This is a genomic window from Serratia sp. CY71090 (genome assembly GCF_052166845.1).
GTDB classification, from domain to species: domain Bacteria; phylum Pseudomonadota; class Gammaproteobacteria; order Enterobacterales; family Enterobacteriaceae; genus Serratia; species Serratia nematodiphila.
Window position 1 is genome coordinate 401,979 of sequence record NZ_JBJNOA010000001.1, and the last position, 13,533, is coordinate 415,511.

The 13,533-nt window shown below is 59.5% G+C and carries 11 protein-coding genes, 1 tRNA gene and 1 pseudogene; 8 read left to right on the forward strand and 5 right to left on the reverse strand.

The annotated features are described in order from the left end of the window. Positions 1 to 123: 123 nt before the first annotated feature. Positions 124 to 696 (forward strand): hypothetical protein, encoded by a 573-nt coding sequence (locus ACJ8OK_RS01910; protein ID WP_235363217.1) that lies wholly within the window; start codon positions 124 to 126, stop codon positions 694 to 696. 50 nt (positions 697 to 746) lie between these two features. Here ACJ8OK_RS01910 and ACJ8OK_RS01915 read toward each other — a convergent pair whose 3' ends face one another. Then, complete coding sequence (locus tag ACJ8OK_RS01915; RefSeq protein WP_033632620.1) at positions 747 to 2,453, reverse strand: hypothetical protein; 1,707 nt, start codon at positions 2,451 to 2,453, stop codon at positions 747 to 749. 681 nt (positions 2,454 to 3,134) lie between these two features. Between ACJ8OK_RS01915 and ACJ8OK_RS01920 the strand changes: the two genes are divergently transcribed. From ACJ8OK_RS01920 to ACJ8OK_RS01930, 3 genes are read left to right on the forward strand one after another with little or no spacing between them, the layout of a single operon-like run. After that, positions 3,135 to 3,389, forward strand: a complete 255-nt coding sequence (locus ACJ8OK_RS01920; protein ID WP_071605322.1) for a type II toxin-antitoxin system HicA family toxin — start codon at positions 3,135 to 3,137, stop codon at positions 3,387 to 3,389. After that, entirely contained in the window at positions 3,386 to 3,730 is a 345-nt protein-coding gene (locus ACJ8OK_RS01925) for a type II toxin-antitoxin system HicB family antitoxin (protein ID WP_021505859.1), read from the forward strand. The genes ACJ8OK_RS01920 and ACJ8OK_RS01925 overlap by 4 nt, the downstream gene beginning before the upstream one ends. A 44-nt stretch (positions 3,731 to 3,774) precedes the next feature. Then, the gene (locus ACJ8OK_RS01930; protein ID WP_079007630.1) at positions 3,775 to 4,986 is read left to right on the forward strand and encodes an FRG domain-containing protein; all 1,212 of its coding nucleotides are present in this window, start codon (positions 3,775 to 3,777) and stop codon (positions 4,984 to 4,986) included. Between the two features lie 33 nt (positions 4,987 to 5,019). On the opposite strand, the pseudogene ACJ8OK_RS01935 reads toward ACJ8OK_RS01930, so the two are convergent. The 4 genes and pseudogenes from ACJ8OK_RS01935 to dpiA all read right to left on the reverse strand — a co-directional run. Continuing rightward, positions 5,020 to 5,284, reverse strand: a pseudogene (locus ACJ8OK_RS01935) (phage portal protein); the annotation flags it as partial. 76 nt (positions 5,285 to 5,360) lie between these two features. Beyond that, positions 5,361 to 5,436, reverse strand: a tRNA-Asn gene (locus ACJ8OK_RS01940). Positions 5,437 to 5,550: 114 nt separating this feature from the next. Then, positions 5,551 to 8,640 (reverse strand): beta-galactosidase, encoded by a 3,090-nt coding sequence (locus tag ACJ8OK_RS01945; RefSeq protein WP_442530357.1) that lies wholly within the window; start codon positions 8,638 to 8,640, stop codon positions 5,551 to 5,553. Positions 8,641 to 8,742: 102 nt separating this feature from the next. Then, positions 8,743 to 9,429, reverse strand: a complete 687-nt coding sequence (gene dpiA / locus ACJ8OK_RS01950) for a two-component response regulator DpiA (RefSeq protein WP_021505854.1) — start codon at positions 9,427 to 9,429, stop codon at positions 8,743 to 8,745. Positions 9,430 to 9,742: 313 nt separating this feature from the next. Between dpiA and citC the strand changes: the two genes are divergently transcribed. From citC to citF, 4 genes are read left to right on the forward strand one after another with little or no spacing between them, the layout of a single operon-like run. Next, positions 9,743 to 10,813, forward strand: a complete 1,071-nt coding sequence (gene citC / locus ACJ8OK_RS01955) for a [citrate (pro-3S)-lyase] ligase (RefSeq protein ID WP_028127715.1) — start codon at positions 9,743 to 9,745, stop codon at positions 10,811 to 10,813. After that, entirely contained in the window at positions 10,813 to 11,121 is a 309-nt protein-coding gene (gene citD / locus ACJ8OK_RS01960; protein WP_004940811.1) for a citrate lyase acyl carrier protein, read from the forward strand. Before citC ends, citD begins: the two co-directional genes overlap by 1 nt. Further along, on the forward strand, positions 11,105 to 12,025 hold the full coding sequence (gene citE / locus ACJ8OK_RS01965; RefSeq protein WP_033632623.1) for a citrate (pro-3S)-lyase subunit beta: 921 nt from the start codon (positions 11,105 to 11,107) through the stop codon (positions 12,023 to 12,025). Before citD ends, citE begins: the two co-directional genes overlap by 17 nt. Continuing rightward, complete coding sequence (gene citF, locus ACJ8OK_RS01970) at positions 12,025 to 13,530, forward strand: citrate lyase subunit alpha (RefSeq protein WP_004940815.1); 1,506 nt, start codon at positions 12,025 to 12,027, stop codon at positions 13,528 to 13,530. Before citE ends, citF begins: the two co-directional genes overlap by 1 nt. The last annotated feature ends 3 nt before the right edge of the window (positions 13,531 to 13,533 follow it).

Sequence of the window (13,533 nt, forward strand, 5' to 3'; positions counted from 1 at the left end):
AATTATTCTCATCCAAGGCTGAAAACTATGAGTTTGTCTGACCGATTATACAAGAGATAGGCTACTGACATGTGAACAGGGAAATGAATTTATTTCATCATTTCCATCATGTCGGAGTGAACGATGAGCCTCTATATCAACAACGGCGCCCTGGGCGCCATGGAACACACGGGAACGGCGGCGAGCGCCCTGGCGCTCAGCGTGCCGGTCGCGGCGGGCGCCTTGCTGCTGAAGACCGAAAATCTGCTGGGCATCGGCGCGGCCCTGATGCTGCTGACGGCATTGGCGCTGGCGTTTCTCGGCGGCGCCACGCTGGCCCGCTGGCGGACGCTGCGGAACCGGCCTGCGCTGGCTATTCTCCGCCACGGCTTTTTACTGGCGGCGGCGGGATGGCTATTGATGCTGCTGATGCTGTTCGGCGGCCACGGCTGGCCGGCCCTGCTGCCGGGCCTCGCCCTCGGCGGTCTGGGGCAGGGCGTCGCCTACCGCACGGCAGGGGGGGAGAAAGGGGCCTTCGTCGTGGCGTGCAGGCTGACGACGGTGGTGACTCTCGTGGCCGTAGTGGTTGCCGTTTCGCTGGTGCAAACCTATGCGGCGCCGGGGATAAAGGGAGCCTGTTTCGCGCTGGCGCTGCTGGTCGATCTGGCCTTGCTGGGGGCGTTGATGGCGCGGATTGCGGAGCGTGACAGGGAGTGAGCCGCCGCGCCGCAGGTAAACAGCCCGCCGGTAAACCCGGCGGGCTTCGCTTAGGCGGCCGCCAGCTCTTGCGGGGCAATGGTTTGCAAACCGACAAGCTGAATGGCCGGTTGCTCCAGATTGATGCCAAAGTATCCTTGATCCCAATTGTAGATATTGACGACGTGCTGATTGAGCGCGCTTTCGCCCTGCATGAATATCGACAGATCCTGCGTATGGGTTTGCGCGTTGTAATTCAGTGAGAAGCTGCTGTTTGATCCTTCGGCGCCGAAGGCCAGCAGGTGGTTATCGATAGACAGGGAGGAGGCCTGTAAAAAGCCCAGCTCGAAGCTGTCGTCGATGTAGATATTGTGGGTCTGCTTCACGGGAATGTTCAGCAGGCTGTTGGGGAAGGGCACATCGTTGGACAGCATGCTCAGGTTTACGCCGAGATAATCCTGCGGCGCACTCCCACCCGGCGCAGTGGTATAACCATGCTCGAAGCGAATCTCGCTGGAGCCTTTGCCCAGGTTGACCTCCAGACCGTTGGCCGGCGTCAGCACCCGATCGTTAAAGGTGACGTTGTCCTTAAAGTCGGTCAGTTTCACCGCTTCGATGTTGTACAGCCCGTCCTTAAAGCCATACAGCCCGATGCCGTTTTTCTCGATTACCCCGCGTCCGCCGTAGCTGCCCTGGGCGTCAAACTTCAGGTTTACCCCGTGCGACAGGCTGGAATAATCGACCGTATCGTGGCCGCCGCCGCCGTCGATCACCGTCCAGCCGTAGTTGCCGGCGTTGTTTTGCCAGCCGCGCGGTACGCTGATGGTGTCGTCGCCGCTGCCGGTGTTAACGGCGATATTGCCGAACGCCAGCGTGAAATCATCATCATGCAGCGTACCGACGCGGTACAGATTCGGCGTGGACAGCACGTCGGCAATGTCGTTGAAAATCGCCGAGCCGATATCCAGCTTGCCGGGGATAATGCTGCCGCCGCCGGTCACGCTGCTGCCGTAGGACTCAGTGTAGAAATCACGCGCCGCCTCGGCGGCCAGGCGGATGGTCTCGTGGCCAATGCCGAGGGTGGTCAAATAGGTGGGCACTTCGCCCGCCAGCAGCGTTTCAACCACGTAACTGAGGTTTTTCATCTGCATGGAGACCTGCGCCGCGGCAATCAGATCGTAAGTCCCGCCTTCCACCTTAAAGGCCGAGGTGTCGTTGGTCGCCACCCATTCGGTAAAGAACGAGGTGTCGCCTAAATAGGAGAACAGCGTGGTGCCGGCCCAGGGAGAATAGTTGGGGGCGCCGGTCGAGGAGGCGTCGGTGAACACTTCGGACGCCGCCGCACCGGCGTCGATCAGGCCAACCTCGTGAATATCCGGCACTTTGGCGCTGGTGGGCGGGGCATCCGGCAGCGGCGCATTGGGATCGCTGCTCAGATCGACGCCAAACAGCGTTTTGGCGAAGTTTTTGGCGATGTTGTCGGAGGCATTCTGAATGCGCGCCTCCCAGTCATCGGGCACGTGCCCGGTGCGCAGCTCATACTGCAACTTGGTTTGGTCGCGAATGTAATGGGCAAACGCCCCCTGATTCGAGTTCACGCCATAGGCGCCTTTGATCCAGGTATAGACCGCGATATCCACGCCATCAATGGGTTGGTTGGCATGGTTGGGATCGGTGAGCGCATCGACGGATGCGGCATACACGGCCGGCCAGTCGCCGGCTTTGGCGGCCTCCCAAATCGCTTGCAGTTTTTCTCGGTCGGTAATGACGTAAGCCATATAAACACTCCTTGTTGCTGAGAGATTGCTTTGAAATTCAACATGGTGAATGGAAGCGCGCGATGGAATAAACCGAAACCCGAACAGCCAGAAACGCGCATGCCGCGAGCTGCAGCGAACGATGGGCGGCAGGCACCCATAGCGAAAGGATAGACGCAACTTGCCGAGCGCGAACAATTCGCTTATCGATTGTTTTTACAGGATTATTGCTGTAAAACGGCGGGTTAACCCGCGTATTGGCGTCAGGAAGGGATATCCGTCAGCTGGGTTAGGAATCTTCTTAGATAAAAGAGTGGGTTTCGCTGGTGGGGGGGCGAACATTGGCGTTATGGCGGTTATTGTGGTTACCGCTTTGTGGATTCACACCGACGGCAACGCAGGGGGGCTGTTTCGCTCTGGAGCTGATTGCTCGGGCGTTGAGCGGGGTGGAAAATGGCTGGAGCGGGGACTCTGGCGGTCGGCCTTGTGCCAGGAGCAGATGTTATAGCTCGCTAGAGCAGATAGCTAAAAGTGCATTCAAAATGCTCACCTACGCTTTGTCACGGCGACCTGTTGCAGTATTTGCTTGGGGTCGTAACACCATAGTGGCGCTCTCAGGTGCTAACATTGCCCAATAGTGACATCAAAAAATGACACTATAATAATCTTGCAGTGGTGTCATGAAGTGATACTATAAACCCCATGAACAAACGACACCAAAAAACGCTGTCAGATGTGTTTGCCCGGCCTGTCAACGGTTCTATAAAGTGGTCTGATATTGAGGCCCTTTTTACCGCATTAGGGGCGGAGATTCATGAAAGGGAAGGTTCTAGGATCGCGGTGTTGTTGAAAGGTGAAAAAAGAGTCTTTCATCGGCCACACCCCAGACCTACCACTGACAAGGGGGCGGTTAACTCCATTCGGATCTGGTTGGATAGTTTAGGAATAAAACCATGATGAACAACACACTGAAAATTGGCGGCCATACGGCCGTCATCAACTTCGACCCTGAAATTGAAATGTTCCGGGGTGAGTTTGTCGGGCTGAACGGTGGCGCCGACTTCTACGCCTACAGCGTGGACGAGCTGAAGAAAGAAGGCGCGCTCTCACTCGCGGTCTTTCTGGATGAGTGCCAAAAAGACGGCATCGAGCCTTACAAGTCGTATAGCGGCAAAGTAACCACCCGTTTGTCGCCGGAACGCCATCAGGCGCTAGCCCTTGCCGCACAGGCGACCGGGCAGTCTATTAATGAGCTGCTGAATGAGGGTGTTGATTTAGTTATTGAAAAACATTCCTGATATTTGTAAGCCGGCTTTAGCTGGCTTTTTTAAAGGTGAAAAGAATGGTTTCCCCCCTGAATTTAGAATTTAAAAGATCAAAAGATGGTCTTTATAATTACAATGTAAAGGCAAGGAATGGTGAGGTTCTTTATACTAGTGAACACTATACTAATAAAAAAGATGCGAACTTATGTGCGGAAGAACTTATTTCTGCTTTGTCTGATGGCAAATATGGTAGGAGAATTGAGTTTGATGTTTTTAGAAAGCCTTATATAAGTGTTATTACTAAGAACGGAGTTCGCATCAACAGTGCTCCATATGAAAATATGGATGAGCTAAGGGGAGGGTTTGAACGACTTGAGTACGCTATTAAAAAAATAAGTAAAATAAAATTTGATAACTGGAATTCTTCCAGTGAAGAAGATAGTAGGATAGGTAGTGTAGTCGAGTTTGTTACAAAAGTATTTTCAATTAAAAGAGAAAAAGGATGCGCATACTATTTTAGAGGGCATTCTGATTATCGATATGAATTAGTTCCGGGGATATATAGAAAAGGGAAAGGATGGATTAACCATGAGCATAAACTATTTAGGGAGATAATGCTTAGGTGTCCTGTTGAGTTTAGAGGTAATAGTACAACATTTCAAAATCTTGTAAAGATGCAACACTACGCATTACCTACTCGATTGTTAGATATAACAACCAATGCTCTAATGGCATTGTACTTCGCTTGTGTTGGCGAGGCAGAAAAGAAACAAGATGGGGAGGTCATAGTTTTTAATATAAATGAGTCGGAAATTAAATATTATGATGATTCTGAAGTGTCTTTGTTGTCTAATCTGAGTAAACAAGATTACTTGTTTAGTTTGGATGATAAGTCAAGACCCAAAAATAGAGAGGACTTGAGGGTCATCCAAGATATTAGTATCAATAAGAGGAGGATTATGGATGCAGCAAAAAGGGACGGTTGCTATATAGAGAGTGTCTATTTTTACGATTTTCAAAAGGTCGTTTGTGTTAAACCAGAGATGGACAACCCAAGGATTATCCGTCAGGATGGGGCTTTTCTGCTTTTTGGAATGGACCGCGAGAAAAAAATGCCGCCAATAATTCCTCCTGCGTACTTATATAACCACCCTGAAGGTAAGTTAATAATAAAGTCAGAGAGTAAAGAGAGCATTATAGCTGAGCTGGAGTCTTTGGGGATTTCATCAAGTGGTGTTTATCCAGAAATAGAACATGTAGCATCACATATAAAAAATAAATACTCATAAAGTCAGAGGCCGCCAATCACTGGCGGTTTTTGCTTATTCGGTTGGCAACTCATACGACGCGAATCTAATCACCTCTTCTTCGATCCAGTTGTTCGCCTCTTTCATATATACGCTCCACCAGCGACGTTAAATCGTTGCGTACAAACACCTGAGCGTCCTTTTTCACATCCTCGAAGCCGTAGGTGTTGTTCGGGATAATCCCCATTATCTGTGGAGGTATGCGGTGCGCACTCAACAGTACGTCGCGGTTGGCGTTCTTGATGTTGAAAAAGTTGTCTTTGGTGGTGACCTCGGACATTTGCTCATAACCGCCCATGGCTAACCCCAACAGCAAAAAGCCCGCTTAAGTTTCCTTAAGCGGGCTTCTCTAAATATGGCTCCTCTGACTGGACTCGAACCAGTGACATACGGATTAACAGTCCGCCGTTCTACCGACTGAACTACAGAGGAATCGTGTGAACGGGGCGAATAATAGCGAGGCGCTGCAGGCATGTCAAAGGCGGATTACACATTCTGTGACTGTTTGCTTACAGAATGCGCAACCCGTTGAGTTTTTTGGCAGATTTAGCCCTCGGGCGCCCGTTGCAGGCGCAGTTGATAGCGGTAAACGCCGGCGGTGAGCAGGTAATCCCGGTGCACGCTCGGGCTCCAGGAGTCGTCGCCGCCCACCCCCATGTGGAAGCCGTCCAGGTGCAGCCAGGTGCCTGCTTCCGGCTGCAGCAGATGCTGGTGGCTGCAGGCCATCAGCTGTTGCAGGCCGTAGCGGCTGAGCGAGAAGTGGAAGCGGCCGTCGATGCGCCAGCCGCCGTAGCGCAGGCTGCGGGTGTCGCAGCGCAGGCCGTTCTCGCCGGGGAAAATATACGGCGTGTGCAGATCCGCCAGCGGCAGGCGCCAGCGCCCGTGCTGCGCGGCCAGGCGGCGATCCGGGTAGTTCTCGTGCGGGCCCAGACCCAGCCATTCCGCCTGCGGCTGCACCGTCGCCAGTTGGCAGTTCAGGCCGATGCGCGCCGGCGGCGGCAGGGCGTCGGCCACCTCGACCTCCACGTTCACGCTCACCGCGCCCAGCGCGTCGAACAGCCACTGCTTGCGGCTAATCAGCAAAATCTGCCCGTCCACGCCGAACTGGTGTTCGCTCACCACCCGCACGCCGTTTTGCAGCGCATCCGCCTGCAGCCGCACGCAGTGCTCCTCCAGCCGGTACAGGCCCGCCAGCTTCCAGCGTTCGACCCAGGCGTTGGGATCGATATGGTCCGCCTCGCTGACGCCGATGTCGTTATCGATCGGCGCGCGCGCAAAGCCGTCGCGCAGCGGCGTCAGCAGCTGCGGCTGCTCATTCTGCCACCACTGCGTCAGGTGGCCGCTGCTGCGCTCGAAGCGCCAGCGCTGGTCGCCGTGGGTGAGGGTCAGCCCCTGATCGTCTTCAATCAGCGTGGGCGGCACGCCCTGCGCCGGCGGCGGCGCGGGATGCAGCGCGCGCGGCACCCGCCACTGATCCCAGGCGCAGCGGTGGTGCGCTTCAGACCAGTCGGTGGCCTGCGGTTGTACCACCTCCACGTTCAGCCACAGCTCGCCGGGCTGATGCAGCATCGGCAGCCGGTCGAGCAGGGTGAAGCTAGCGCTGCCCTGCGGCGGCAGCGCCAGATCGAAGCTGCCGCTGGCGCGCTCCACGCCGTCCAGCTCCAGCCGCCAGTTGAGCTGTTCGTTGTCGGTGTGGCGGAACAGGTAATCGCTGGTGACGGTCAGCGTCAGCGAGGCGGCGTCGAAGGCGAAGCGGAACAGTTGCTGCGCCCGCTGCGCTTCGAACAGCGCCGGGTGCGGGGTGCGATCCGCGAACACCAGTCCGTTCAGGCAGAACTGGCGATCGTTGGGGGTGTCGCCGAAGTCGCCGCCGTAGGCCCAGAACTCTTCGCCGCGCTCGTCGCGCTTGATCAGCGCCTGATCGACCCAGTCCCAGACAAAGCCGCCCTGCAGGCGCGGATGTGCGTGGAACGCGCGCCAGTAGCGCTCGAAACCGCCGAAACTGTTGCCCATCGCGTGGGCGTATTCGCACAGGATCAGCGGGCGCTGCTCCTCCGGCAGGCCGATCCACTTGCCGATCGCCCATTTGGGCACCGCCGGGAACGGCTGATCCTGATCCACTCGCGCATACATCGGGCAGACGATGTCGGTGGCGGCAGTGTCGGCGCCGCCGCCTTCATATTGCACCGGGCGGGTCGGATCCTGGCTTTTCACCCAGCGGTACAGCGCGTCGTGGTTCACGCCGTGGCCGGACTCGTTGCCCAGCGACCAGATGATGATGCAAGGGTGGTTGCGATCGCGTTGCACCATGCGGGTGACGCGCTCGCTCATCGCCGGCAGCCACAGCGGATCGTCAGCCAGGCGGTTCATCGGCTGCATGCCGTGGGTCTCGATATTGGCTTCGTCCACCACGTACAGCCCGTAGCGATCGCACAGCCGGTACCACAGCGGGTGGTTGGGATAGTGCGAGCAGCGCACCGCGTTGAAGTTGTGCTGTTTCATCAGCAGGATGTCGTGGCGCATCGTCGCCTCGTCCATCACCTGGCCGTGGCGCGGGTGATGCTCGTGGCGGTTAACGCCGCGGATCAGCAGCGGCTGCCCGTTGAGCTTCAACAGCCCGCCGCTGATTTCCACCTGGCGGAAGCCGACGTCATAGGCTTCCACCTCGATAATTTCTCCTGTGGGCGAGAGCAGGGCGACGGTGGCGCGATACAGCGCGGGCGTTTCGGCGCTCCACAGCGCCGGGCGTTCCACCGGCAGGCGCAGCGTGACGCGATCGTCATAGGCGCCGCGCTCGTCCACGATCTCGCTGCCGAGGGGCTGGGTGCGCTCGGCCACCCGCGCGCCGTCGCGCCACAGCTGAACCTGCACCAGCAGCGGGCCGGGCCGGCTGGCGCGCGCCGTCACCACCAGTTCGCCGCGGGTAAAGCCGTCATGCAGCGGCGTAGTGATGCGCACATCGCTCAGGTGCGTGGCGGGTTTGTGCAGCAGGCTGACGTCGCGAAAGATGCCGCTCATGCGCCACATGTCCTGATCTTCCAGATAGCTGCCGTCGCACCAGCGCAGCACCATCACCGCCAGCCGATTTTCCCCCGGCCGCAGCCACGGGCCGAGATCGAACTCCGCCGGCAGGCGGCTGTCCTGCGAATAGCCGACCCAGTGGCCGTTGCACCATAAATAGAACGCCGAGTTGACGCCATCGAAGATGACGCGCGTCTGGCCGGCGGCCAGCCAGGCCGGATCGACGTTGAAGGTGCGCGAATAGCATCCGGTCGGATTGTCTTCCGGCACGCGCGGCGGATCGACCGGGAACGGGTAGCGCACGTTGGTGTAAATCGGCGCGTCGTAGCCGGCGAGCTGCCAGTTGCCCGGCACCGCCAGCGGGGCGGCGTCCGGCAGATCTTGCTGCAGCCAGCCTTCCGGCGCCGCCTCTGGGCGCGGGAAGTAGCTGAAACGCCACTCGCCGTTCAACGACCGGCGGCTGGCGCTGGGGGCATCGTCGCGCGCGTCTTCCACCGTGTGCCAGCTGGCGAATGGCGGGTGGGCGTCCAGCCGGCGGTAGTGGGTGCAGGCCGGGTTTTGCCAGTCACGGCGGGCGAGGATCTCGGACAGGGAAGCTAGGGGTTCAGCGGGCATCGGCGATCGTCCAGTCGGCTAGGTGATGCTCACCAAGATGCTGACCGGCGCATAAAAAGTAAAGCGGTTACACGCAACCTTGCAAGGGCGATCAAATAACCGCTAATGCGGCTCGCCAGCGCGGTAGATCCGCTGTGGGCGGCCCACCTTGCCGTAAATGATCTCGGCGCGCAGCTGCTGTGCGGCGGTGCAAAACTCCAGATAACGGCGCGCGGTGGTGCGGCTGAGCCCCATTTTTTGCGCAACGCTTTCAGCGGTGTGGCGCGCGGCGGGCTCGGCGAACAGCGCGCGGACCTTGCCGAGCGTCAGTTCGTCGATGCCGGCGGGCAGCGCCGCCTGCTGTTCGCCGCGGGCGTAGGTGTTGAACATCTCGTCAATGCGGCGCTGGTTGAGGCGCGCTTTGTCTTTCAGCGCTTCGCGGCGCTGGCTGAAGCGCTGCAATGTCTGGCTCAGCCGGTCATAGGCCAGCGGTTTGATCAGGTAGTCGAACACGCCGTAGCGCAACGCCTCGGCCACGGTGGCCATGTCGCTGGCGGCGGTGATGAACACGATGCCGCCGCGATAGCCGCTCAGCGTCAGTTCGCGCAGCAGGGTGATGCCCTGGCCGTCGGGCAGAAAGTTGTCCAGCAGGATCAGGTCCGGCTTGAAGCGTTCGGTCATGGCGCGCGCCTGCGCCAGCGTGCCGGCCAGCCAAATCTGGCGGCAGCCGCCGTTCTGGCGGATAAACTCCGCGTGCATCTCCGCCAGTGGCGTTTCGTCTTCAACGATCAGGATGTTCAGCCATTCCATAGTGCGACCCGTAATTGCAATAAAAATGCTAAGTGAATGTAAGTGAATTGCGGCGCCAAATAAAGATTATCTCAATAATAAACACCATAAGATTAATTAAGTAAATAAAGAACATTAAATAACTTATTAACCGGGATCGGTTTGTGAAATAGGTCAATAATCGGCGTTTTTTTTCTGCTTACCATGGGTTTATTGAACGAGAAGGTGATTTTATCTTCATGGTTTTTAAGGTTTTAATTGCCATTTCTGATGTTAATTAAAATGCCTTTTTGTATTTCATTTGTTGTTTGCCAGTTAACCCAGAGAGCGTGTTATGTTAGGCGATGCCGTATTTAATCGGGTAAAGCGATCGGATCATAAAGCGATTTCAGAAATAAGCGCCTTCTTGCGCAGTAACGATCTGAATATCGACACCACGGTTGAAATATTTATTACCGTTACCCAGCACGACAAATTGGTCGCCTGCGGCGGCATCGCCGACAATATTATCAAATGCGTCGCCATCAGCCCGCTGATGCGCGGCGAAGGGTTGGCGCTGGCGCTGGCGACCGAGCTGGTGAACCTGGCCTATGAGCGCCATCACACCCAGCTGTTTATCTACACCAAGGTGCAGAACGAGCCGCTGTTCCGCCAGTGCGGTTTCTACCCGATCGCCACCGTGCCGGGCATCGTGGTGCTGATGGAAAACAGCCCGTGCCGCCTGAAGCGCTACGCCGCCCAGCTGGCGAGCCAGCGCCGGCCTGGCGAGACCATCGGCAGCATCGTGATGAACGCCAACCCCTTCACTCGCGGGCACCAATATCTGGTGCGGCAGGCGGCCAAACGCTGCGACTGGCTGCACCTGTTTCTGGTGAAGGAAAACACCTCGCGCTTCAGCTATGAAGACCGGCGCCGGCTGGTGCTGGCCGGCACCGCCGATATCCCCAACCTCACGGTACACGAAGGCTCGCAGTACGTGATCTCGCGCGCCACCTTCCCCTGTTACTTCATCAAGGACCAGGGCGTGGCCGACGACTGTTACACCGAAATCGATCTGAAGATCTTCCGCCAGTATCTGGCGCCCGCGCTGGGCATTACGCACCGCTTCGTCGGCAACGAGCCGTTCTGCGCGGTGACCGCGAAATACAACCGCGACATGCGCTACTGGCTGGAAACGCCGGCGCTGCCCAGCCCGCCGATCGCGCTGGTGGAAATCGAGCGTTTGCAATATCAGGGCACGGCGATCTCCGCCTCCTGGGTGCGCAAGCTGCTGGCGGCGGGAGACTTCCACGCCGCCGCGCCGCTGGTGCCGCCGGACACCCTGTACTACCTGCAGGATCTGCAAACGCAGCGCCGGGCCAAGGCGGCCCCGCATCCTTTTGAGTCCGCACAATCAGGTGAATGATGAAAATTATCCGAGAAGCAATGGCCGGCACGCTGGAATCCAGCGATGTCATGGTGCGCATCGCGCCCGCCGAAGGGCCACAGCACGATCTGCTGATCGCCAGCAGCGTGGAAAAACAGTTCGGCGCGGCGATCCGCCGCACCCTGCTGGAGGTGCTGCAGCGTTATGAGGTGGAACCGGTGCAGGTGATCGTCGACGACAAAGGGGCGCTGGACTGCGTGCTGCGCGCTCGGCTGGAAACCGCGCTGATGCGCGCCTGCGAGGGTGGCCAACTGCCGTGGGAGGCGAAAGATGAAAACGCTGAATAAAACCCGGCTGCGCCGCAGCATGTTGTTCGTCCCCGGCGCCAACGCGGCGATGGTCAGCAACGCCTTTATCTATCAGGCCGATGCGCTGATGTTCGATCTTGAAGACTCGGTGATCCTGCGTGAAAAAGACGCGGCGCGCCGGCTGGTGTACCACGCGCTGCAGCACCCGCTGTACCAGGAGGTGGAAACCATCGTGCGCGTCAATGCGCTCGACTCCGCCTACGGCCTGGCGGATTTGCAGGCGGTGGTGCGCGGCGGCGCGGACATCGTGCGCCTGCCGAAGACCGACAGCGCGCAGGACGTTATCGACATGGAGCGCGAGATTGCCGCCATCGAAGCGGCCTGCGGCCGGCCGGTCGGCAGCACCGGGCTGCTGGCGGCGATCGAATCGGCGCAGGGCATCACCAACGCGGTGGCGATCGCGCACGCTTCGCCGCGTCTTATCGGCATCGCGCTGGGGGCGGAAGACTATGTACGCAACCTGCGCACCGAACGCTCGCCGGAAGGCATCGAGCTGCTGTTCGCCCGCTGCTCGCTGCTGCAGGCGGCGCGCGCCGCCGGCATTCAGGCGTTCGACACCGTTTACTCCGACGCCAACAACGAGGCCGGTTTCCTGCAGGAGGCGGCGCTGATCAAACAGCTCGGCTTCGACGGAAAATCGCTGATCAACCCGCGCCAAATTGAGCTGCTGCACAACCTGTACGCGCCGACCGCCAAAGAGGTGGCGCACGCGCAGCGGGTGGTGGACGCCGCCGAAGCGGCGGAGCGGGAGGGGCGCGGCGTGGTGTCGCTGAACGGAAAAATGGTCGACAGCCCGGTGATTGAACGCGCCCGGCTGGTGCTGGCGCGCGCCGCGCTGTCCGGCTTACGGGAAGAACCGGCGCAGCACGGGGAGGAAGCATGATGAACCGCCAACAACGATTGATGACCTTCGCCAACCCGGCGGATCTGCCGGGCTATCAGGACGTGTCCAAAGCCAACCTGCAGGCGCGCAAACCGCGCGATCTCAAACTGTGTGACTCCTTGCAGGAAGCGGTGCGCCGCAGCGGGCTGCAGGACGGCATGACCATTTCCTTCCACCATGCGTTTCGCGGTGGTGATTTGACGCTCAATCAGGTGATGGAGACGCTGGCGGCGATGGGGTTCCGCAACCTGACGCTGGCCTCCAGCTCGCTGACCGACTGCCATGCGCCGCTGGTTGAGCATATCCGCCACGGCGTGGTGAGCCGCATTTACACCTCCGGGCTGCGCGGCCCGCTGGCGGACGCCGTTTCGCGCGGCCTGCTGGCGGAGCCGGTGCAAATTCACTCGCACGGCGGCCGGGTCAACCTGATCGAATCCGGCGAGCTGAAGATAGACGTGGCCTTCCTCGGCGTGCCGGCCTGCGATGAGTTCGGCAACGCCAACGGCTACAGCGGTGAAGCCTGCTGCGGCTCGCTCGGCTATGCGCGGGTGGACGCCGAGGCGGCGGGCACCGTGGTGTTGCTGACCGAGCAGCTGGTGCCGTATCCGCATCATCCCGCCAGCCTGGCGCAGGATCGGGTGGATCTGATCGTGCAGCTGGAGCGGGTGGGCGACGCCGACAAGATCGGCGCCGACGCCACGCGCATGACCTCGAACCCGCGCGAGCTGCTGATCGCCCGCCGCGCCGCCGAGGTGATCGCCGGTTCCGGCTACTTCACCGAAGGCTTCTCGCTGCAAACCGGCACCGGCGGCGCCTCGCTGGCGGTGACCCGGTTCCTGGAGGACAAGATGCGCGCCCGCGGCATTCGCGCCGCGTTCGCCCTCGGCGGCATCACCTCGACCATGGTGGATCTGCACGAGAAAGGGCTGATCGGCAAGCTGCTGGACGTGCAGAGCTTCGATCGGGCGGCGGCGACCTCGCTGGCGCGCAACCCGCGCCATATCGAAATCAGCGCCAACCAGTACGCCAACTTCAGCTCCAAGGGCGCGTCGGTCGATCGGCTCGACGTGGTGGTGCTGAGCGCGCTGGAAATCGACACCGGCTTCAACGTTAACGTGCTGACCGGCTCCGACGGCGTGCTGCGCGGCGCATCCGGCGGCCACTGCGACACCGCCGCCGCCGCGCGGCTGGCGATCATCGTCGCGCCGCTGGTGCGCGGGCGCATCCCGACGCTGGTGGAGCAGGTGACCACCTGCGTCACGCCGGGCTCCAGCATCGACATTCTGGTGACCGACCACGGCATCGCCGTCAACCCGGCGCGGCCGGAGCTGGCGCAGCGCCTGCGGGAGGCCGGGCTCGAGGTGGTGAGCATCGACTGGCTGCGCGCCCGCGCGCTGCAGCTGACCGGCGAACCGCAGCCGATCGCCTTTACCGACAAGGTGGTGGCGGTGGTGCGCTACCGCGACGGTTCGGTGATCGACGTGGTGCATCAGGTGGCGGAGTAAGCG

What these genes read in the sequence shown, in the direction of transcription:
- ACJ8OK_RS01915 (WP_033632620.1), bottom strand. Translation starts at nt 2,453, where the DNA reads ATGGCTTACGTCATTACCGACCGAGAAAAACTGCAAGCGATTTGGGAG.
- citC (WP_028127715.1), top strand. Translation starts at nt 9,743, where the DNA reads ATGTTAGGCGATGCCGTATTTAATCGGGTAAAGCGATCGGATCATAAA.
- ACJ8OK_RS01925 (WP_021505859.1), top strand. Translation starts at nt 3,386, where the DNA reads ATGATGAACAACACACTGAAAATTGGCGGCCATACGGCCGTCATCAAC.
- citF (WP_004940815.1), top strand. Translation starts at nt 12,025, where the DNA reads ATGAACCGCCAACAACGATTGATGACCTTCGCCAACCCGGCGGATCTG.
- ACJ8OK_RS01930 (WP_079007630.1), top strand. Translation starts at nt 3,775, where the DNA reads ATGGTTTCCCCCCTGAATTTAGAATTTAAAAGATCAAAAGATGGTCTT.
- ACJ8OK_RS01910 (WP_235363217.1), top strand. Translation starts at nt 124, where the DNA reads ATGAGCCTCTATATCAACAACGGCGCCCTGGGCGCCATGGAACACACG.
- citE (WP_033632623.1), top strand. Translation starts at nt 11,105, where the DNA reads ATGAAAACGCTGAATAAAACCCGGCTGCGCCGCAGCATGTTGTTCGTC.
- ACJ8OK_RS01945 (WP_442530357.1), bottom strand. Translation starts at nt 8,640, where the DNA reads ATGCCCGCTGAACCCCTAGCTTCCCTGTCCGAGATCCTCGCCCGCCGT.
- dpiA (WP_021505854.1), bottom strand. Translation starts at nt 9,429, where the DNA reads ATGGAATGGCTGAACATCCTGATCGTTGAAGACGAAACGCCACTGGCG.
- ACJ8OK_RS01920 (WP_071605322.1), top strand. Translation starts at nt 3,135, where the DNA reads ATGAACAAACGACACCAAAAAACGCTGTCAGATGTGTTTGCCCGGCCT.
- citD (WP_004940811.1), top strand. Translation starts at nt 10,813, where the DNA reads ATGAAAATTATCCGAGAAGCAATGGCCGGCACGCTGGAATCCAGCGAT.